Below are 18,869 nucleotides of genomic sequence, written 5' to 3' on the forward strand. Positions count from 1 at the left end.
ATGATCAGCAAGCGTGCCGGCCGCCAGCCCGCCGAAACCCCGTGCCGCGTCACCGTCTGCCGTGGCTGCTGCTGCGGTGACCCGCGCAAGGTCCCGGGCGTGGACCACACGGCGCAGATACCGCGGCTGCGGGCCGCGCTGGCGGGCGCGGCCGAGGTCCGTGCCTCGGAGTGCCTGGACGTCTGCGACCAGGCCAACGTCGTCGTGGTCCAGCCGTCGAAGGCGGGCCGGGCGGCGGGCGGGCGCCCGGTGTGGCTGGGGCTGGTCAACGACGACGGGGCACTGGACGACGTGGCCGCCTGGATCAAGGCGGGCGGGCCCGGCATCGCGGAGCCGCCGGGGGTACTGGACCTGTACACGTTCACCGTGTCGCGGCGCGTGCGGGAGGCGCTGGAGGGCTGAGGGGACACGGGACCCGGGGCGCGTCGGCCGTCCGGCGCAGCGTCCCTCGGACGATTACCGGAGTCTTACGGGACGGGCCCACGGCCCCCGGCCACCCGCCGGGCGCGGTTCGCTGGACGCATGAAGCCCACCGCACCCCGCCGCGCGCCGCTCCTGCGCCGCGCCGTCGTCGTCCCCGTCCTCGCCGTGGCCGTGCTCGCCGCGGCCTTCGCGCTCTATCTCTTCCAGCCGTGGAAGGCCCTGACCAGCACCACGGTGGACGAGGCCGCGCCGCCCGCCGTCACCTCCTCCGCCCCCGCCGACGCCATGACGGGCGAGCCGGGCGCCCGGGGCCCGGACGGCACGGGCGGTATGAGCGGTATGAAGGGGGCGGCGGCCCGCGGCTCCTTCGTCTCCCACGAGCACGCCACCAGCGGCACCGCCCGTACGCTGCGCCTCGCGGACGGCGGCCGGGTGGTGCGGCTGGAGGACCTCAAGACCTCCGAGGGGCCGGACGTACGGGTCTATCTGTCGCACCGGAGCGCCGCCGAGGCCGCGAAGGGGCTCGGCCGGGACGCCGTGGAACTGGGCGCGCTCAAGGGCAATCTCGGCAACCAGAACTACACCGTGCCGTCCGCCACCGACCCCGCCGGGTTCCGCAGCGTGGTGATCTGGTGCAAGCGGTTCTCGGTGTCCTTCGGCGCCGCGGACCTCCCGGCCGCCGCCACGATGGCACGCTGATCCCGTGAGCCGAGCCACCCCGCCCCCCGCGTCCCCGCCCGATCCGGTGCCCGCCGCGCCGCCCCGGCGCATCCTCGTCGTCGAGGACGACCCGACCGTCGCCGAGGTCGTCACCGGTTACCTCACGCGCGCCGGCTACACCACCGAACACGCCGCCGACGGCTGGGCGGCCCTCGACCGGGCCGCCGCCTTCCGGCCGCACCTGGTGGTGCTGGACCTGATGCTGCCGGGGCTGGACGGCCTGGAGGTGTGCCGACGGCTGCGCCGGGCGGAGCGGGCGGACGGGACGGCGGGGGCGGCCGGTACAGGTGGGGCGGGCGACGGCTCCTCGGGCGCGCCCCGGGCCCGGCCCCAGGCGGCGCCGGGGCCGCTCCCGGTCGTGATGCTCACCGCCCGCGGCGAGGCGTCCGACCGCATCCTGGGGCTGGAGCTGGGCGCGGACGACTACGTGACCAAGCCGTTCAGCCCCCGTGAACTGGTGCTGCGCATCGGCTCCGTACTGCGCCGCGCGGAGGCCGCGCCCCCGGCCGCCACCCCGGCCCCTCCCCTGCGGGCCGGGGACCTGACCGCCGATCCCGCGGGCCGCCACGCCGTACGGGCCGGGCGTCCCCTGTCGCTGACCGCCCGCGAGTTCGACCTGCTGCTCTTCCTGATGCGCAACCCGGGGCGGGTGTTCGCGCGGGAGGATCTGCTGCACCAGGTCTGGGGCTGGGAGTTCGGCGACCTGTCGACCGTCACCGTGCATGTGCGGCGGCTGCGCGAGAAGGTCGAGGACGACCCGGCGGCGCCGCGGCTGATCGTCACGGTGTGGGGCGCCGGATACCGCTTCGACCCGGCGGACGGTCCGGGCGACGGCCGTACCGGCGCCGCCCCCGACGCCCCGCCCGCCCCCTCCGAAGGTCCCCGCCCGTGAACGACTTCCTCGCCATCGCCGCCCTGGCCGCCCTCGGCGCCGCCGCCGCTGGACTGCCGGCCGCCGCGGCCGTGCGGATGCTGCGGCGCCGCTCCGTCGCGCTGTCGCTGTTCGCCGCGGGGGCGCTGGCGGTCGTCACCATGGCGGCGGGGACGGTCGCGGTCGCCCAGGCGATGTTCCTGTCGGCGCACGACCTCGGTGTGGTGATGGCCGTGGTCGCGGTCTCCGGCGTGGTGTCGCTGGCCGCGGCGCTGCTGTTCGGCCGCCGGATCGCCGCGGGCAGCCGGCAGCTGGCGGACGCGGCCCGTACGGTCGGCAGCGCGGGCGGGTTCGCGGCGCCCGCCGATCCGCCGACCGCCGAACTGGCGACGCTGGCCGACGCGTTGGAGGCGACCAGTGCCCGGCTCGCGCGGGCCAGGGAGCGCGAACAGGCGCTGGACGCCGCGCGGCGCGACCTGATCGCGGGCATCTCCCACGATCTGCGCACCCCGCTGGCGGGCCTGCGGGCGATGGCCGAGGCCCTGGAGGACGAGGTGGTGAGCGGCGCGGACGCGGCCCGCTACCACTCCCGTATGCGGGTGGAGGTGGACCGGCTGGCCGGCATGGTCGACGACCTCTTCGAACTCTCCCGCATCCAGGCGGGCGCGCTGACGCTGACGCCCTCCCGGGTGTCGGTGTACGACCTGGTGGACGACGCCCTCGCGGGCGCCCGGCCGCTGGCCGCCGCGGGCGGGGTGCGTCTGGTGGACGGCGGGGTGGCGGCCGTACCGGTCCGGGTGGACGCGCAGCAGATCACCCGCGTCCTGGGCAATCTGCTGGGCAACGCGATCCGGGCGACGCCGGCCGACGGCACGGTGGCGGTGAGCGCGCGGCGCGCGGACGGCCGGGTGGTGCTCGCGGTCGAGGACGGCTGCGGCGGCATCCCGGAGGCCGACCTGCCGCGCGTCTTCGACACCGGCTGGCGCGGCGCCCCGGCCCGTACGCCGCGCGCGGACGGCGGGAGCGGCGCGGGTCTGGGCCTGGCGATCGTCCGTGGCATCGTCGAGGCGCACGCGGGGCGCGCCTCGGTGCGCAACACGGAGCGGGGCTGCCGCTTCGAGGTCGAACTTCCCGGCGCGTGACCGGGCGCGGCGGCCTGCCGCCGCACGAGGGCGGTCTCCTGCGGCATGATGGCGATCATGACGGAGGAACGCCTGCCGGAGGCGGCAGAGGTGGCCCGGCTGGCCCAGGACGTCGTCCCCGGGCTCGGTGCGGCGGATGTGCGGCCCATCGACGAGGGAGGCGATCACGCGTCCTGGTGGGTGGGGCCGGGCCATGTGGCCCGGTGCGCGCTCGACCGGGGCGGATCGGAGCGCCTGCGCCGGGAGGTCGCGCTGCGCGAGCTGATCGGTGACCGGATCGGGGTGCCCGTACCGGTGAGTGCGGCGAGCGGTGAGTGGACGCGCGGGCGCGCCTTCACCCTGGACGTCCGGCTGGCCGGGGTCGGTGCCGAGCTGCGCGCGGTGCCGGAGGCGGGCGAGGCCGATCTGGCGCGGATGCTCGTCCGGCTCGCGGAGGTGCCCGTGGCGGACGCCGGGGCGCTGGGCGTGCCGCCGGAGGCGCCGCGCAACATGCCGGGGCTGCTGCGCCGTGCCACGGAGGCGGCGGAGGCGGTCGCCGCGCGCGGTGAGTTCGAGGCCGACCGGCTGCCGAGGCTGCGCGTCGCGGGGGCGGAGGACGCGACGGCGCCCGGCACGCTCGTGCACAACGATCTCAAGGGTGAGCACCTGCTCGTCGCCGAGGACGGCCGGATCGGCGGCGTGCTGGACTGGACGGATGCCGTGACCGGCGATCCCGCCGAGGATGTCGCGGGGCTGGCGATCTCGGTCGGTGCCGTGGCGGCCGTACGGATCGCCGCCGCGGCCGGGTTCGGCTCCGGCGCGTGCGCCCGCGCGCTGCAGCTGGCGCGCTGCGACACGCTGACCCTGCTGTCCGACCGGCTCCGCGGCCTCGACGACAGTCCCCTGCCGCTGCTGCGCGCGCAGTTGCGGCGGGCGTGGGAGCCGACATCGCTGGACGGCCCGGAGTCCGGCTGAGGTCCGTGGCCGATCCCGGCCCCCTGGCTACCCCGCCGGGCCGCGCTTCCTGTCGGTCCGTTCCTCCGGTTCCCACAGCGGATGCTCGCGCCGTGCCCAGCCCGCGTCCACGGTCCCGGTGCGCATCCCCCGGCGTGCTTCGGGATCGCCGTACGCCATCCACACGTGGCCCGCGATGACGACGGCGATCGTCAGGGCCAGCCAGTCGTGCACGAAGGTCGCGCCGGTCCGCCAGGACAGCGGGGCGAGGCCGGTGAACCACATCAGCAGGCCCGTTCCGGTCATGACCAGGACCGCGCCCGCCAGCCACGCCGCGTAGATCTTCTGGCCCGCGTTGAACTTGCCCGCGGGCCGGCCGGCGCGGCGGCGCAGTGCTGCGCCGAGCCAGCGGCCGTCGTGCGGCCCGTAGCGGTTGAGCCGGGTCAGGTCGGCGCGCAGCGCGCGCGAGACGAGGCCCAGGAGCAGTGGTACGGGCAGCAGCAGCCCGGACCATTCGTGGACGGTCACCATCAGCGCCCGGCGGCCGACGAGTTGGGCGAGGAAGGGCAGGTACAGGCAGCCCGCGGTCAGCACGCAGACGGCCATGAGGGTGGCGGTGGCGCGGTGCACCCAGCGTTCGGCGGGCGAGAAGCGGCGTAGGCGCGCGCCGGCCGTCCGTACCGGCTGCTGCGCGCCGCCCGCCACGCGCTCAGACGGTCGGCGCATCGTCGCGTCCGTTCGAGCGGCCGACCCAGGCGTCCACGTCGTACCCGCGGTCCTCCCAGTACCCCGGCCGCACCCGCTCGGTGACGGTGATGCCGGAGAGCCACTTCGCCGACTTGTAGAAGTACATCGGCGCCATGTACAGCCGCACCGGGCCGCCGTGCTCGTGTGCGAGCGGCTTGTCCCGCATGCCCAAGGCGATCAGCACGTCGTCGCGGCGCGCCTGTTCGAGCGTGAGGCTCTCGCTGTACGCGCCGTCGAAGCAGGTGAAGCGGACCGCACGCGCCCCGGGGCGCACGCCCGCCGCGTCCAGGAGGCGGGACAGGCGTACGCCGGTGAAGGGCGTGTCCGGGACCCGCCAGCCGGTCACGCACTGCACGTCGCGCACCAGGCGCGTCTGCGGCAGCGCGCGCAGGTCGGACAGGCGGTAGGCGGTGGGCCGGTCCACGAGGCCGTCCACCGTGAGGCGGTAGCCGCGGGCGTCCTTGCGCGGTACGGAGGCGGTCACCGAGTAGTAGCGGAAGCCGCCGCCCGCCGGGAGCAGACCGGACAGGCCGGTGGGGTCCCGCCGGGCGGCGGCGCCGAGGGTGTTGTCGTACGCGCGTTGCAGGTACGGGGCCGTGGCGATGCCGGCGGCGCCGGTGGCGAGCATGGCGAGCACCAGGCGGCGGCCGACGGGGGTGCCGTGCCCGTCGGCCGCCGGGGCGCTGCGGTTGCCGGTGTCCGGCGTGTCACCGTTCCGGGGCGTGTTGTCGTTCGGGGTCACGCCTCGATTCGAGCACCGTGCCGGGGCCCCGGCCAGCCTTCGCGCCGGGACGTCAGGCTTTCGTCATCTTCGCCCCGGGCCGGGGCACATCACGTCCCCGGGGCGTGGCAGTGCCCTGTCCCGCCGCTCTCCCGCGGCAGGTCCAGCGTCGGGTTGCGGTCGAAGAACCCGGTCGGCCGCAGTGTGAAGCCGCAGCGGTCGACGGGCATGACCGGCCAGTCCTCCAGGCGCGGCAGGTGTGTCGGGCCGAAGCAGTGCCAGAGCGTCAGGGCGGTGTTCTCCAGGGACTCGCCGGGGCGCGACCACTCGGTGACGCCCGCGCCGCCGGGGTGCTGGTTGGGGTAGTCGCCGTCCGGGTAGTGGCGGCCGGGCGCGCTGCGGGTGATCCACAGGTGCTTGGTGGCGTAGGCGACCCGGGCGGCGACCGGGGAGCCGGGCCGGGCGAGCAGGGTGGGGCCGTACTGCTGCGGGGTCAGGGTGTAGGCGACGGGCTGTCCGGCCCGGTTGCGGGCGGCGGGGTTGGTGATCCGCCAGCGGCGGCCGGCGGCCGGATCGGCGAGCCGCCCGCCCTCGCCGGAGTCGGTGACGGGGGTGGCCCGGACGGTGAAGGCGTTGCCGTTGGGGTTGTCGGGACCGGTGGGGACGGGGACGACGTCGACCTCCTCCACCGTGTTCGCGTGGCCGTCCACCGCGGGGTCCAGCCGGGCGCAGAACAGGTGCTGGTGGTACGGCGCCTGGAGGCCGGGCGCGACCTCGGTGGCGTACGGGGAGACGGTGCCCGGCTCGGACGCCGAGGTCTGCACCAGGCCGGTGGACTTGACCTCGAACTCGATGCCGCCGTCCTGGTACAGGTACCAGTAGAAGCCGTAGTCGTAGTTGCCGAGCGTGGCGATGCAGGAGACGACGAGACGGCGGGAGCGGCGGCTCTCGGCGGCGAAGTCGTGGAACATGTTGGTGTGCTTCCACAGGAGGCCGTGGTCCTCCTCGTGGATGCAGATGGCGTTGGGCAGCGTCTGCGGGGTGCCGTGGTCGTCGGGGACCACGGCGTCCACGTACCGGATCTCGCCGAGGCAGTCGCAGCCCAGCCGCAGTGCGTTGGTGTTGCGGCCGAGGGTGTACTCGCCGACGTCCAGGTAGCAGATCCAGTTGCGGTCCGCGCCGGGGTCGGCGTACGGGACGGCCATCTCGGCGAGCGAGGCGCGGTGCAGTACGGGGCGTACACGGTCGCCGTCGCGGACCGCCAGCTCGTGCAGGACCAGGCCCTCGCGGGCGTTGAAGTCCAGTCGCAGCGACCAGTTCTGCCAGGTCAGGCGGTGTCCGTCGAGGGCGAAGGAGGGGCCGTCGGGCTGGCTGGTCTCCAGGGGCCTCAGATCGGTGCGGGCCGGGCCGTTGAACTCGGCCTCGTAGCGCCCGCACGCGGCGGGGACGGGCACCGCTCCGGTGTCGACGAGGCGGACGACCCGCCGCTCGGTGAGGTCCACGTCGGCGACCAGGCCGCCCACGGGGTGCGCGAACGGGTTGTCGGCCGCGTCGCAGCGCAGGAACGTCAGCGAGCGCAGCATCCGGCGTCCGGTCTCCCCGGCCCGGCCGAAGTGGCCGGCGGCCAGCGGGGCGCAGAGGACGAGCGCGGTATCGGTGATGCCGCGCCCGTCCATCGCCTTGCGCCAGCCCGGGTCGGCCTTGACGATCTCGTCGCAGCGCTCGTACTCCTCGAAGAGGATGGGCGGCTGGCCGTCCGCCGCCGGGTCCAGCGGGCGGTGGGCGAGCAGGACGCGGGCGGTGACGTCGACGACCGCCTCGGCGGCGGCGCCCGTCGCGGTGTCCAGGAGGGTGACGCGCAGCCGGCGCGCGACCGGGTCGCCGGGGCGGTGGGCGGCGACGGTGTGCCGGTCCGGCTCGTCCGGCAGGACGAGGGGGAAGCGGGTGGTGTCGCCCACCAGTCCCGCGCCGCGCAGGATGTCGCGGGCGGTGGTGATCTCGTCGGCGGTGAGCGGGTCGAGGGGGTGCGGCGCGGTGGCGCCGTCCCGTCCGGCGGGGTGCGGGGCGGTGGCCGCCGCGTCCGTGTCCCGCCGCCCGGCCGGGCGGGGTTCCGTCGTGCCGTGCGCCATGGGTCAGCTCTCCTCACGCGAGGTCGACGAGGGCGGCACGCTCGCCGCCTTCTCCAATTGGAACGCCTCGTTGCCCAGGCCGATGCGGGCGTGGACCGCGGGGCGCCGGGCCCGCAGGACGCGGCCGTACCCGAGCCCGACCACGGCCGCCAGGCCGATGACGCCGGGCAGCACCCAGTTCAGCGCCGAGCCCGCCTCGGCGCTGACCAGTACCCCGAAGTCCTTGACCGCGTAGACCAGCACGGTCAGCAGCGCGAGCGCGGCCAGCCCGGCGGCCACCAGCCGTCCGGCCTGCGCCCGGCCCGCGCCGCGCCGTACGAAGAACGCGATGACCGCGACGGACGCGGTGGCCATCAGGACGATCACGCCGAGCGCGCCCACGTTGCCGCCCCAGGTGAACAGCTTCAGCACGGGCGTGGTGGGGTCGCCGTCCGGCTTCCGGTCGGTGAGCGCGAAGGCGGCCACGACGACGAGCGAGATGACGGACTGCAGCAGCGAGCCGAGTGCGGGCGCGCCGCTGGTCCTGGCGGTGCGGCCGAGGGCGGCGGGCAGCAGTCCCTCGCGGCCCATCGCGAAGGCGTAGCGGGCCACCACGTTGTGGAAGCTGAGCATCGAGGCGAAGATGCCGGTCACGAAGAAGAGGTGCAGGATGTCGGTGAAGGTGGCGCCGAGCCGCGGTCCGGTGAGGGCGAAGATCAGGTTGGGGCCCTCCTTGCCTGCGGTGGCCACAACGTGGTCCGGTCCGGCGGCGACGCCGACCAGCCAGGAGCTGAGCGCGAAGAAGACCGCGACGAAGCCGACGGCGAGGTACATCACCCGGGCCACGACCGTCTGGGGCCGGCTGGTCTCCTCGGCGTAGACGGGGGCCTGTTCGAAGCCGACGAACGCGGCGACGGCGAAGCACAGCGCGGTGCCCAGGCCCGCGCCGCCGAGGGTGGCCGGGTCGAAGGCGTGCGGGGACAGGCCCTGCGGGCCCGGCTGCGCGGCGAAGGCGATGTCGAAGACGACGATCAGGACGACCTCGATGGCGAGCAGCACGCCCAGCACCTTGGCGTTCAGGTCGATCTTCAGCGCGCCGAGCACGCCGATGACGACGACGCCGAGCAGGGCGGGCACCCACCAGGACACGGCGAGGCCCAGGTGCCTGTCGAGCAGGGCGGACACCTCGAAGCCGAAGATGCCGTAGATGCCGAACTGCAGGGCGCTGTAGGCGGCGAGCGCGACGAAGGAGGCGCCGGCGCCCGCCGTGCCGCCGAGGCCGCGCGCGATGTACGCGTAGAACGCCCCGGCGTTGTGGACGTGCCGGCTCATCTCGGCGTAGCCGACGCTGAACAGCGCCATCACCACGCCCAGGATGACGAACAGCAGCGGCTGCCCGACGATGCCCATGACCTGGTACGTGGTGACCATGACGCCGGCCACGACCATCAGGGGCGCGCTGGCGGCCAGCACCGACAGCAGCAGGCCCGGCGTGCCGATGCGGCCGGCGCGCAGGGCCCGCTCCTGGCCTTTGAAGGTACTGATCTCGCGGGTGCCGTCCGGCCTTCCCGTGCGTCCCGGCTTGCCCTGGTTTCCCGTACTGCTCGTCAGCATGGCGCGGAGGTGTCCTTTCCGTGGAGCGCGGAGGCGGGCGGTGCGCATGGTGCGTGGTGCGTGATGCATGTGCGGGGTGTGCTGTGGCGCGTGGTGCGTACGGCTGTGGCGCGTGGTGCGTGGTGCTGCGTACGTGGTGCGGGCGCCCGGCGGGGCCGGGCGCCGGGGATCAGGCGGTGCCGAACGCCGTGTCGCGGGCCGCCTTGAAGGCCTTGCGGGCGTCCCGGTCGGGGTAGGACCACGGCGCGGCGGTGACGTGCGGGCCGATGCGGTGGAAGAGCGCGGCGGCCTCGGCCATCCGCCCTTCGTGGTACTTGGCGTGGGCGAGGAAGTTGAGGTCCACCTTGCGGCGCGGGTGGCCCTCGCCCTCCCACTCCAGCCACCAGTCGAAGGCCGCCTTCATGACCTGGCGGGCGCGGCGGGTGGACCAGTGGCCGGAAGCCGCCGGGTCCGCGGGTTCGACACCGGCGGCGGCCAGCGCCCGGTAGCGCTCCGCGTGCGCGACGACGGGCAGGATCGCCAGCGGCGAGTCCGCCGGGGCCTGTTCGGCGGCCCAGTACGCGAAGTCGTAGACCTGGTGCAGCGGGTCGTCGGCGCCGCCCTGCCGCTGCTCGGCCAGGCAGGCGGCCATCAGGTGGTGGGCGTGGTGGTGGTCCGGGTGCCGGGCCCGCACCTGGTCGAAGGCGTGCTCGCGTTCGTCGGGGGTGCCGGTGCGGCGGGCGAGGATCAGCAGGCCCAGCCAGGGGGTCGGGTCGCGGGGCGCCATGGCGGCGGCGAGGCGGCAGGCTTCGCGCGCCGCGTGCTCGCTGCTCCTGCCGCGCAGCGCTTGGAAGACGAGGGCGCAGGCGAGCAGGGTGGCGGCGTCGGCGCTGTCCGGTTCGGCCAGGCGCCAGTCACCGGCCCAGGCGGCGCTGGCGGTGCCTTCGGCGAGCACCACCAGGCGGTGGCCCCGCAGGTCCCAGTCCGTACCGGTGTCGGACAGCAGCGTCCGTACCCGGACCCAGCGGCCGTGCGCCAGGGCGTCGACGGTGGCGGCGAGTTGGGCGTCGTCCAGGCACGGGTCGAGGACCGGTGCGTCCTTGCGGCGGGATCGGCCCAGCGGAGGGGGCGGCGGAGGGGTCACGGGCAGGAACACTCCACGACGCGCGCTTCACCTCCGGACGCGCCGCATCCCGGGCGCGCATGTGCAGAATTGGTGCACTGATCGACACCATTAGGTCACGCACAGCAAAGCGTCAGGCGCAGCCACGCGTCAAGGCGGTTCGGAGAATGGCCGGAAAGCCAACTGCCTTGCCCGTCAACACACTTGTCAATAAGCGCCGGGGCTGCTGCCGCGGCGGACCGGGCCCCGGCCCGCCCCGTCGGGCCCGTCCCGTACGCGCTCGTCGCCCGCGCGCTCAGCCCACCGCCTTCGCCGCCGCCCGTCCCGCCGTACGCCCCGAGAAGATGCAGCCGCCCAGGAAGGTCCCCTCCAGCGACCGGTAGCCGTGCACGCCGCCCCCGCCGAAGCCCGCCGCCTCACCCGCCGCGTACACACCGGGCAGCGGCTCGCCGCCCTCGGTCAGCACCCGCGAGGACAGATCGGTCTCCAGGCCGCCGAGCGTCTTGCGGGTGAGGATGCTCAGCCGTACGGCGATCAGCGGGCCGGCCTTGGGGTCGAGCAGACGGTGCGGCGGCGCCGTACGGATCAGCCGGTCGCCCAGGTACCTGCGCGCCCCGCGCATGGCGGTGACCTGGAGGTCCTTGGTGAAGGAGTGGCTGATCTCGCGGTCCCGCGCGACGATTTCGCGGCGCAGCGCGGCCTCGTCGACCAGCGGCTCCTTGGTCAGCTGGTTCATCCGCCGTACCAGGCCGCCGAGCGAGCGCTCGACGACGAAGTCCGCGCCCCGGTCCATGAACGCCTGGACCGGTGCCGGGGCGCCGGGCAGGGGCCGCCGCAGCACCTCCCGTACGCTGCGGCCGGTCAGGTCCGGGTTCTGCTCGGAGCCGGAGAGGGTGAACTCCTTCTCGATGATCTTCTGGGTGAGCACGAACCAGGTGTGGTCGTAGCCGGTGCGCATGATGTGTTCGAGCGTGCCGAGCGTGTCGAAGCCGGGGAACAGCGGCACCGGCAGCCGCTTGCCGCGCGCGTCCAGCCACAGCGGGGACGGGCCGGACAGGATGCGGATGCCGTGCCGGGGCCAGATGGGGTCCCAGTTGTCGATGCCCTCGGTGTAGTGCCACATACGGTCCCGGTTGACGATCCGGCCGCCCGCCGCCTCGGCGATGCCCAGCATCAGGCCGTCCACGTGCGCGGGCACGCCGGACAGCATCCGCTCCGGCGGCCTGCCCAGCCGCTCGGGCCAGTTGGCGCGCACCAGGTCGTGGTTGCCGCCGAGACCGCCGGAGGTGACGATCACGGCCTGGGCGCGCAGCTCGAAGGCGCCGGTCACCTCGCGGCTGCTGGGCGTGCCGCGTTCGGCGTCCGACGGCTGGAGGATCTCGCCGGTGACGGTGTCGACGGTGCCCGCGCTGCGCCCCAGGCCGGTGACGCGGTGCCGGAAGCGCAGCTCCACCAGGCCGCGCGCGACTCCGGCCCGCACCCGCCGCTCGAAGGGCGCGACCAGGCCGGGACCGGTGCCCCAGGTGATGTGGAAGCGGGGTACGGAGTTGCCGTGTCCGGTGGCCGCGTAGCCGCCGCGCTCGGCCCAGCCGACGACCGGGAAGAACCGGACGCCCTGCCGGTGCAGCCAGGCGCGCTTCTCCCCCGCCGCGAAGTCGACGTACGCCTCGGCCCACTTGCGCGGCCAGTGGTCCTCGGGACGGTCGAAGGCCGCCGCGCCGAGCCAGTCCTGCCAGGCCAGCTCGCGGCTGTCGCGGATGCGCAGCCGCCGCTGCTCGGGCGAGCCGACGAGGAAGAGACCGCCGAAGGACCAGTGCGCCTGGCCGCCGAGACCGCCGGCCGGCTCCTGGTCCAGGAGGATCACCTTGCGCCCCGCCTCGGCCAGCTCGGCGGTGGCCGCGAGCCCGGCCAGACCTGCTCCGATCACGATCACGTCAGCGTCGTAGGCCATGTCCGCCAGTCTTCTCTCCTCGCCGCGGCGCACCGGAGGGCCCGGCCGCCATCGTGGCTACCGATCCTCAGCGCGGCCGGGCGGTGCGTCAACCGCGGGTTCGGGACGCCCCGGGCGGGTACCCGGTGGCGTCCGCCGGCGGCGGGCGGCCGGGCGGCTCGCTATCCTCGGCCAAGTCCCCATCGCCCCGCTCGACTTGAGGTGCGTGACGTGACGGTGTTCCTGCTGGCCGTGAGCGCGGCCGGCTGTCTGGGCTTCGGCTTCGTGCTCCAGCAGTGCGCGGCCCAGCGCGCCCCGATGCAGGACTTCCTCTCCCTGCGGCTGCTGCTCGACCTGGCCCGGATGCCGCGCTGGCTGGCCGGCATCGGTTTCATGGCCGCCGGTATGGCGCTGGGCGCCGCGGCGCTCGGCATGGGGGAGGTCACCCTCGTCGAACCGCTGCTGGCCACGAATCTGCTCTTCGCGATGGCCCTGTCCAGACTCCTCACCCGGCAACGGCTGGGACGGCAGGGCTGGGGCGGCCTGTGGCTGCTGGCGGGCGGCGTGACGGCGTTCATCGTGGCCGGTGAGCCGCACGGCGGCCGCAGCGTCGCCGACCCGTTGCGGCACTGGCTCGTCATGGGCGCGGTCCTGGCCCTCGCGCTGCTGCTGGCGGCCTGCGCCAAGCGGGTACGGATGAGCCGGGAGGCGGCGCTGCTGGGCATCGCGGCCGGACTGCTGTACGGGCTCCAGGACGCCCTGACCCGGATCAGCGGCGAGCGGTTCGGGCACGGCGGCTGGGCGGCGCTGCTCACCGGCTGGGAGCCGTACGCGGTCCTCGCGCTGGGCGTCTTCGCGCTGGTGCTGGTCCAGAGCGCTTTCGAGACGGCGCCCCTGCGCATGTCGCTGCCCGCCCTGACGGCGGCCCAGCCGCTGGCGGGCATCGTCTGCGGGGTCGGCTTCCTGGGCGACCGGCTGAACCTGACCACCGGTGCGCTCGTCTGGGAGGCGGCCGGGCTGGCGGCGGTTGTGGGCGGCATCGTCCTGATCGGCCGGCATCCGGCGATGCCCGCGGGGGCGGCCGGGCGGCCGGAGCGGGTGCGGCAGTTGCAGGCGGGGTGAGCGGGGCGGCCGGCGGACCGGAAGCGGTTCGCCGCGCCCGTCGTGCATTGTCATGCACGCATCAGCAGTGACCTAGTACCACCCCCGTGAGAGACCCATTGACCAGCAGAAACAAGCCCCGGCACCCCTTCCTCTTCGCGCGGCCCCCGCGATACCTCTTCTCCTACGGACCCCACCACCCCCCGCGCACAAAGCTCGCCCGAAGAGTGAGGGACGCCATGAACGGCACACACGTCACCGACCCCGCCTCCACACCGGAGAACGCCTGGTACGTCGACGACCGCTGCACGAACTGCGACGTCGCCCGGCAGCTCGCCCCCGGCCTGATCGCCGAGTCCGGCGGCCGTTCCGAGGTCGTACGGCAGCCGCGCGACGCGGCGGAGGAACGGCAGCTGCACGCCGCCGCGTTCGCGTGTCACACCCGCTCCATACGCCATCCCGTACGGCGGCTCGACCCGGCCCTCGACCCCTACCCCCTGCGGCTCGGCGACACCGACGTCCTGCTGTGCGGGCACAACTCGCCGCACACCGCCGGCGCCAACTCCTACCTCCTGCACCGCCCCGGCGGGACGCTGATGATGGTGGACACGCCCCGCTGGAGCGAGCCGCTCGCCGCCCGGTACGAGGCGCTCGGCCCGGTCACCGACGTCCTGCTCACCCACCGGGACCACGTGGCGCACGGCCGCCGCTACGCCGACCGGTTCGGGGCCCGGCTGTGGATACACGAAGGCGACCTGGACTCCGTGCCCGACGCCGACCACGTCCTGCGCGGCACCGGGGCCACCGAGATCGCCGAGGGCGTGCTCGCCCACCCGCTGCCCGGCCACACCGAGGGCAGCGTGCTCTTCGTCGCCGACGAGCGGTACTGCTTCAGCGGGGACAGCTTCTACTGGTCGCGCACGACCGGCGACATCGAGGTGGCGGACAGCGTCACCTGGTACTCCATCGAGGAGTTGGCCGCCTCCCTGGCCCGGACCGCCGTCGGACTGCGCTTCGAGTGGCTGCTGCCCGGCCACGGCGACCGCAAGCGGCTGCCCGCCGACGACATGGCCGGGCGGATACGGGGGCTGGCCGCCCGCACCCGGGAGCTGCGGCCGCGGCCGGTCGACTTCACGGCCGTGCGCTGGTGAGACGAGACGCCACCGACACCGACGAGGCGCCCTCGACACTGAATAATGCCCAGCATTAGAGTGCCCGCATGACCAGGGCGTCAGGGGCCGGGACCCGGGAGAAGCTGCTGCGCGCCGCGGAGGAGCTCTTCGCGGCACAGGGCGTGGACGGGGCGCAGACGCGCGACATCGTGCGGCTGGCCGGGCAGAACAACCCGTCCGCCGTCCAGTACCACTTCGGTTCGCGGGCCGGGCTGCTGGACGCCGTGATGGCCGGGCGGCTGGCCCGTACGGAGGCGGTGCTCGCGCCCGCGCTGGCGGCCGTGGAGGCACGGGCCGGTGCGTCCGGCCCCGGTCTGCGCGCCCTGGTCGGCGCGCTCGTCGCCGCCGAGGCGACTCAGCTGCGCGACGACCGGGGCCGCCGCTGCCTGCGCATCTCCGCCCAGTTGACCCACGAGAGCGGCGTACGGACGCGCACCCCGCACCCCGCCCTGGAGGGCACCGCGACCTGGCGGCTGATCGGACTGGCGGAGGACGCGCTCGTCGCGACGGGCCTGCCCGAGGCGCTGCGGCTGGAGCGGATCGACCTGGCACTGACGCTGGTCGGCGCGGCGCTGGCCGACCGGGCCCGGCAGTACCTGGACGGCGTCCGGCCGCTGACGTACGAGGAGTTGTTCCTCGCCGACCTCACCGGCACCACGGTGGCGTTCCTGCTGGCCCCGCCCGCCGCCCCGCATCCCTGACGCCGCCCAGGCATCACCGGTCCCGCCCGTCTCGCCTGTCCTACCCGCCCCTCCGGTTCATCCGGCCCGTTCGCTAGGAGCTGTTGCACATGCCCGACCTACACGACAAGACCGTCATCATCACCGGCGCCGCACGCGGCCTGGGGGCCGCCGCCGCCGAGCAGGCGGTCGCGGCCGGCGCGCACGTCGTCCTCACCGACATTTTGTTGGACGAGGGCCGGGCGACGGCCGAACGGCTCGGCGAGCGCGCCCGGTTCCTCGCGCACGACGTGACGTCGGAGGACGACTGGCAGCGGGCGGCCGACTTCACGGCCGAGACGTTCGGCGGCATCGACGGGCTGGTGAACAACGCGGGGATAGCCACCGGTCAGCCGCTGGACTCGGTCTCCGTCGACTTCTTCCGCAAGGTTCTCGACGTGAACCTGACCGGCGTCTTCATCGGCATGAAGACCGTGCTCCCGGCGATGCGCGAGCGCGGCGCGGGGTCGATCGTGAACATCTCCTCGGCGGCGGGCCTCATGGGCCTGGCCCTGACCGGCGGTTACGGCGCCTCCAAGTGGGGCGTACGCGGTCTGACGAAGATCGGCGCGGTGGAGCTGGGCACCGAACGCATCCGGGTGAACTCGGTGCACCCCGGCATGACCCTCACCCCGATGACCGAGCAGGCGGGCATCGAGCGGGGCGCGGGCAAGTACCCGAACACGCCGATGGGGCGGGTCGGCGAGGCCGGGGAGGTCGCCGAGGCGGTGGTGTTCCTGCTGTCCGACGCGGCGTCGTACGTCACCGGGGCCGAACTGGCGGTGGACGGCGGCTGGACCTCCGGGCCGACGGTCCGCTACGTCATGGGGCAGTGACGCGTGACCCGGGGCCCGTGGCGCCCCGGGGGACGGCGGGCTGGTTGCATGGGGCCATGGACGGACAGCAGCCACTGAGCGCGGACGAGATCGTCGACGTCGTCAACGAGAGCGACGAGGTCGTGGGACAGGCCCGGCGGGGCGATACCTACGCCCACCGGCTGCGGACGCGGTGCGCGTTCATCCTCGCCCGGGACGCCGAGGACCGGGTCTTCGTACACCGCCGTACCGCGGAGAAGCTGGTGTTCCCCTCGCACTACGACATGTTCGTCGGCGGGGTGGTCGGCGCGGGCGAGACGTACGACGAGACCGCGCTGCGCGAGGCGGAGGAGGAGCTGGGCGTGACCGGCCTGCCGCAGCCGGTCCCGCTGTTCAAGTTCCTGTACGAGACGCCCGAGCACACCTGGTGGTCGGCGGTCTACGAGGTGCGCTGCACACTGCCCGTGCGGCCGCAGGAGTCGGAGGTGGCCTGGCACGCCTTCCTCACCGACGAGGAGCTGGAGCGGCGCATTCCGCAGTGGGAGTGGACGCCCGACGGCATGGCCGCCTACCTGCGGCTCCGGGAGTGGCGGGCCGCGCGGGAGCAGTAGCCCGCGGCGGGCGGCCGGGAGAAGCGGTCGCCGGTGAGCAGCCGGGAGAGGCGACCGCCGGGGGACGGCTGCCGGAGCGGCACAGCGTAGGGTTCAGGCCATGATCCTCACCGACAGACTGCGGTCGATCGGCGCGGGCGTACGGCTGTGGTTCACGCCCGCGCGCGTCCGCGAGGAAGGCACCACCCCCGACTACCGCTTCTCCCTCGCCAACGAACGCACCTTCCTGGCCTGGCTGCGGACCGGGCTGGCGCTGGTGGGCGGCGGGTTCGCGGTGGACCAGTTCCTGCCCCGGCTGCACGATGTGCTGCGGGTGACGTTCACGGTGGTCCTGCTGGTGGGCGGCGCGCTGTGCGCGGTGCGGGCGGTCAACCACTGGGTGCGCTGCGAGCGGGCGATGCGGCGCGGCGAGGATCTGCCCGCGTCCCGTTTCCCGGCCGTACTGGCGGTAGCCGTCGGTCTGCTCGCGGCGGCGATGGTGGTGCTCGTCGCCGCCGGCTGGACGCGCTGACCGATGACCGGTTCCCCGCCGCCGGAGCGGCCCCGCCCGGCCCGCGATCCGGGGCTGCAACCGGAGCGCACCCGTCTCGCCTGGCGGCGCACCACCTTGTCCTGCACGCTGGTCGCGATCCTCGCGGGGCGCCAGCTGGTCCAGCACCGCGCCCCGGGCCCGGTGACGGTGGTCGCGGCGGCGCTGGTGATGCTGGTGTGGATCGCGTTCGTGGCGGCGGCGCACGTGCGGATGCGGGCCATGTGCGACGGCCGTCCGCCGGCCCTGTCCGCCCGCACGGCCCTGACGCTGGCCGCCTGCACCTGCGCGCTGGCGGTTCTGGGCGCGGCGATCCTGATCTGAGACCGCCCACGCGGACTCCGCCCGCCCGGACTCCGGCCCCACGGACACCGTCCCCGGAGATTCCGTCCCAGAGCCACCGGCCCCAGAGCCACCGGCCCCTTCCGGCCGCGTGACCCACTCCCCACGGATGCCCCCTGGACTCCATACCGACTAGTCGGCATGATCGTACCGGCCGCCCGACCGGGGCGACCGCCCCTTTGCGTACGGAGGAGCACGATGAGCAAGGGCACCCCTCCCCCACAGCCCCCGGACCGGCCCGGCCCCCCGGGACTCGACCTGGAGCGGCTGCGGGAGCATCTGGACCGGGAGCGCCCCGGGTCGGTACGGGGACCGCTGGATGCCGAGCTGATCGAGGGCGGCCGGTCCAACCTCACCTACCGGGTCACCGACGGCACCGCCCACTGGGTCGTCCGCCGCCCGCCGCTCGGCCACGTCCTGGCCACCGCGCACGACATGCCGCGCGAGTTCCGGGTGATCAGCGCGCTGCACCCGACGGCGGTACCGGTCCCCGAGGCGCTGCTGCTGTGCGAGGACGAGGCGGTCCTCGGGGCGCCGTTCTACGTGATGGAGCTGGTCGAGGGCGTGCCGTACCGGACGGCGGAGCAGCTCGCCGGGCTGGGCCCGGAGCGGACCCGCGGTGTGGTGCTCTCCCTCGTCGACACGCTGGTGGCACTGCACGCCGTGGACCCGGCGGCGGTCGGCCTGGACGACTTCGGCCGGCCCGACGGTTTCCTGGAGCGGCAGCTGCGCCGCTGGGGCAAGCAGCTGGCGGCGTCGCGCAACCGCGACCTGCCGGGCATCGACGCACTGCACGAGGCGCTGGGCGCCGCGCTGCCCGCCTCCCCCGCGCCCGCCGTCGTGCACGGCGACTACCGGCTCGACAACGTCCTGGTCGGCGCCGACGACCGGATCACGGCCGTACTGGACTGGGAGATGTCCACGCTCGGCGATCCGCTGACCGACCTCGGGCTGCTGGTGATGTACAGCGAGCAGGAGGACGTGCCCGGCTCGCCGATCGCCACGACGCGCGGCGCGCCCGGCCATCCGGAGCCCGCCGAGCTGATCGCGCGGTACGCGGCCGGGTCCGGCCGGGACGTGTCCAACATCGCCTGGTACACGGCGTTCGCGTACTTCAAGCTCGCCGTGATCCTGGAGGGCATCCACTACCGCTTCACGCTCGGGCAGACGCTCGGCGCGGGCTTCGACCGGATCGGCGAGCTGGTGCCGGTCTTCATCCGCCGCGGCCTGGCCACCCTCGACACCCTGACGACCGCCAAGGAAGGCTGA

The 18,869-nt window shown here is 74.7% G+C and carries 19 protein-coding genes; 13 read left to right on the forward strand and 6 right to left on the reverse strand.

Annotated elements, in window-relative coordinates; all coding sequences use genetic code 11:
• The 5 genes from ACFV57_RS18175 to ACFV57_RS18195 all read left to right on the forward strand — a co-directional run bounded on the left by ACFV57_RS18175 (nucleotide 1) and on the right by ACFV57_RS18195 (nucleotide 4,110).
• Nucleotides 1–402: a (2Fe-2S) ferredoxin domain-containing protein gene (locus ACFV57_RS18175; protein ID WP_385232624.1), complete on the forward strand. Its 402-nt coding sequence runs from the start codon at nucleotides 1–3 to the stop codon at nucleotides 400–402.
• Between the two features lie 120 nt (nucleotides 403–522).
• Complete coding sequence (locus tag ACFV57_RS18180; RefSeq protein WP_385232627.1) at nucleotides 523–1,122, forward strand: DM13 domain-containing protein; 600 nt, start codon at nucleotides 523–525, stop codon at nucleotides 1,120–1,122.
• Nucleotides 1,123–1,126: 4 nt separating this feature from the next.
• Nucleotides 1,127–2,035: a response regulator transcription factor gene (locus ACFV57_RS18185; RefSeq protein ID WP_385232630.1), complete on the forward strand. Its 909-nt coding sequence runs from the start codon at nucleotides 1,127–1,129 to the stop codon at nucleotides 2,033–2,035.
• Nucleotides 2,032–3,156, forward strand: coding sequence for a sensor histidine kinase (locus tag ACFV57_RS18190; RefSeq protein WP_385232633.1), 1,125 nt, complete (start codon nucleotides 2,032–2,034; stop codon nucleotides 3,154–3,156). Before ACFV57_RS18185 ends, ACFV57_RS18190 begins: the two co-directional genes overlap by 4 nt.
• Nucleotides 3,157–3,213: 57 nt before the next feature.
• Nucleotides 3,214–4,110, forward strand: a complete 897-nt coding sequence (locus tag ACFV57_RS18195) for a phosphotransferase family protein (RefSeq protein ID WP_385232635.1) — start codon at nucleotides 3,214–3,216, stop codon at nucleotides 4,108–4,110.
• A 27-nt stretch (nucleotides 4,111–4,137) separates the two neighbouring features.
• On the opposite strand, the gene ACFV57_RS18200 is transcribed toward ACFV57_RS18195, so the two are convergent.
• The 6 genes from ACFV57_RS18200 to ACFV57_RS18225 all read right to left on the reverse strand — a co-directional run bounded on the left by ACFV57_RS18200 (nucleotide 4,138) and on the right by ACFV57_RS18225 (nucleotide 12,332).
• Nucleotides 4,138–4,815: a cytochrome b/b6 domain-containing protein gene (locus tag ACFV57_RS18200; protein WP_385232637.1), complete on the reverse strand. Its 678-nt coding sequence runs from the start codon at nucleotides 4,813–4,815 to the stop codon at nucleotides 4,138–4,140.
• Nucleotides 4,799–5,578, reverse strand: a complete 780-nt coding sequence (locus ACFV57_RS18205; protein WP_385232639.1) for a molybdopterin-dependent oxidoreductase — start codon at nucleotides 5,576–5,578, stop codon at nucleotides 4,799–4,801. Before ACFV57_RS18205 ends, ACFV57_RS18200 begins: the two co-directional genes overlap by 17 nt.
• An 89-nt stretch (nucleotides 5,579–5,667) precedes the next feature.
• Nucleotides 5,668–7,686, reverse strand: coding sequence for a primary-amine oxidase (locus ACFV57_RS18210; protein ID WP_385232642.1), 2,019 nt, complete (start codon nucleotides 7,684–7,686; stop codon nucleotides 5,668–5,670).
• A gap of 3 nt (nucleotides 7,687–7,689) precedes the next feature.
• Nucleotides 7,690–9,279 carry an APC family permease gene (locus ACFV57_RS18215; RefSeq protein WP_385232645.1) on the reverse strand — a complete coding sequence of 530 codons (1,590 nt, stop codon included), beginning with the start codon at nucleotides 9,277–9,279 and terminating at the stop codon, nucleotides 7,690–7,692.
• A 169-nt stretch (nucleotides 9,280–9,448) separates the two neighbouring features.
• Complete coding sequence (locus ACFV57_RS18220) at nucleotides 9,449–10,402, reverse strand: hypothetical protein (protein ID WP_385232648.1); 954 nt, start codon at nucleotides 10,400–10,402, stop codon at nucleotides 9,449–9,451.
• Nucleotides 10,403–10,676: 274 nt separating this feature from the next.
• Nucleotides 10,677–12,332, reverse strand: a complete 1,656-nt coding sequence (locus ACFV57_RS18225; RefSeq protein WP_385232651.1) for an FAD-binding dehydrogenase — start codon at nucleotides 12,330–12,332, stop codon at nucleotides 10,677–10,679.
• A 210-nt stretch (nucleotides 12,333–12,542) separates the two neighbouring features.
• Here ACFV57_RS18225 and ACFV57_RS18230 point away from each other — a divergent pair, with 210 nt between their 5' ends.
• From ACFV57_RS18230 to ACFV57_RS18265, 8 genes are all read left to right on the forward strand, one after another.
• Nucleotides 12,543–13,433, forward strand: a complete 891-nt coding sequence (locus tag ACFV57_RS18230; protein ID WP_385232654.1) for a DMT family transporter — start codon at nucleotides 12,543–12,545, stop codon at nucleotides 13,431–13,433.
• Between the two features lie 218 nt (nucleotides 13,434–13,651).
• On the forward strand, nucleotides 13,652–14,563 hold the full coding sequence (locus ACFV57_RS18235) for an MBL fold metallo-hydrolase (RefSeq protein ID WP_385232657.1): 912 nt from the start codon (nucleotides 13,652–13,654) through the stop codon (nucleotides 14,561–14,563).
• A 68-nt stretch (nucleotides 14,564–14,631) separates the two neighbouring features.
• Nucleotides 14,632–15,285: a TetR/AcrR family transcriptional regulator gene (locus ACFV57_RS18240; protein WP_385232660.1), complete on the forward strand. Its 654-nt coding sequence runs from the start codon at nucleotides 14,632–14,634 to the stop codon at nucleotides 15,283–15,285.
• Between the two features lie 89 nt (nucleotides 15,286–15,374).
• Nucleotides 15,375–16,139, forward strand: a complete 765-nt coding sequence (locus tag ACFV57_RS18245; protein ID WP_385232663.1) for a glucose 1-dehydrogenase — start codon at nucleotides 15,375–15,377, stop codon at nucleotides 16,137–16,139.
• Nucleotides 16,140–16,195: 56 nt separating this feature from the next.
• On the forward strand, nucleotides 16,196–16,729 hold the full coding sequence (locus ACFV57_RS18250) for an NUDIX hydrolase (RefSeq protein WP_385232665.1): 534 nt from the start codon (nucleotides 16,196–16,198) through the stop codon (nucleotides 16,727–16,729).
• A 100-nt stretch (nucleotides 16,730–16,829) separates the two neighbouring features.
• Nucleotides 16,830–17,240 carry a YidH family protein gene (locus tag ACFV57_RS18255; protein ID WP_385232668.1) on the forward strand — a complete coding sequence of 137 codons (411 nt, stop codon included), beginning with the start codon at nucleotides 16,830–16,832 and terminating at the stop codon, nucleotides 17,238–17,240.
• A 3-nt stretch (nucleotides 17,241–17,243) separates the two neighbouring features.
• Nucleotides 17,244–17,582 carry a DUF202 domain-containing protein gene (locus ACFV57_RS18260; RefSeq protein WP_385232671.1) on the forward strand — a complete coding sequence of 113 codons (339 nt, stop codon included), beginning with the start codon at nucleotides 17,244–17,246 and terminating at the stop codon, nucleotides 17,580–17,582.
• Nucleotides 17,583–17,798: 216 nt separating this feature from the next.
• On the forward strand, nucleotides 17,799–18,869 hold the full coding sequence (locus ACFV57_RS18265) for a phosphotransferase family protein (RefSeq protein ID WP_385232674.1): 1,071 nt from the start codon (nucleotides 17,799–17,801) through the stop codon (nucleotides 18,867–18,869).

The sequence above is a fragment of the Streptomyces sp. NPDC059788 genome (assembly GCF_042732265.1).
GTDB lineage: Bacteria > Actinomycetota > Actinomycetes > Streptomycetales > Streptomycetaceae > Streptomyces.

Bases quoted from the DNA above. Each gene is read 5' to 3' on its own strand.
- ACFV57_RS18175 (WP_385232624.1), top strand. From the start codon at position 1: ATGATCAGCAAGCGTGCCGGCCGCCAGCCCGCCGAAACCCCGTGCCGC.
- ACFV57_RS18180 (WP_385232627.1), top strand. From the start codon at position 523: ATGAAGCCCACCGCACCCCGCCGCGCGCCGCTCCTGCGCCGCGCCGTC.
- ACFV57_RS18195 (WP_385232635.1), top strand. From the start codon at position 3,214: ATGACGGAGGAACGCCTGCCGGAGGCGGCAGAGGTGGCCCGGCTGGCC.
- ACFV57_RS18200 (WP_385232637.1), bottom strand. From the start codon at position 4,815: ATGCGCCGACCGTCTGAGCGCGTGGCGGGCGGCGCGCAGCAGCCGGTA.
- ACFV57_RS18210 (WP_385232642.1), bottom strand. From the start codon at position 7,686: ATGGCGCACGGCACGACGGAACCCCGCCCGGCCGGGCGGCGGGACACG.
- ACFV57_RS18215 (WP_385232645.1), bottom strand. From the start codon at position 9,279: ATGCTGACGAGCAGTACGGGAAACCAGGGCAAGCCGGGACGCACGGGA.
- ACFV57_RS18225 (WP_385232651.1), bottom strand. From the start codon at position 12,332: ATGGCCTACGACGCTGACGTGATCGTGATCGGAGCAGGTCTGGCCGGG.
- ACFV57_RS18235 (WP_385232657.1), top strand. From the start codon at position 13,652: ATGAACGGCACACACGTCACCGACCCCGCCTCCACACCGGAGAACGCC.
- ACFV57_RS18240 (WP_385232660.1), top strand. From the start codon at position 14,632: ATGACCAGGGCGTCAGGGGCCGGGACCCGGGAGAAGCTGCTGCGCGCC.
- ACFV57_RS18245 (WP_385232663.1), top strand. From the start codon at position 15,375: ATGCCCGACCTACACGACAAGACCGTCATCATCACCGGCGCCGCACGC.
- ACFV57_RS18250 (WP_385232665.1), top strand. From the start codon at position 16,196: ATGGACGGACAGCAGCCACTGAGCGCGGACGAGATCGTCGACGTCGTC.
- ACFV57_RS18255 (WP_385232668.1), top strand. From the start codon at position 16,830: ATGATCCTCACCGACAGACTGCGGTCGATCGGCGCGGGCGTACGGCTG.
- ACFV57_RS18260 (WP_385232671.1), top strand. From the start codon at position 17,244: ATGACCGGTTCCCCGCCGCCGGAGCGGCCCCGCCCGGCCCGCGATCCG.
- ACFV57_RS18265 (WP_385232674.1), top strand. From the start codon at position 17,799: ATGAGCAAGGGCACCCCTCCCCCACAGCCCCCGGACCGGCCCGGCCCC.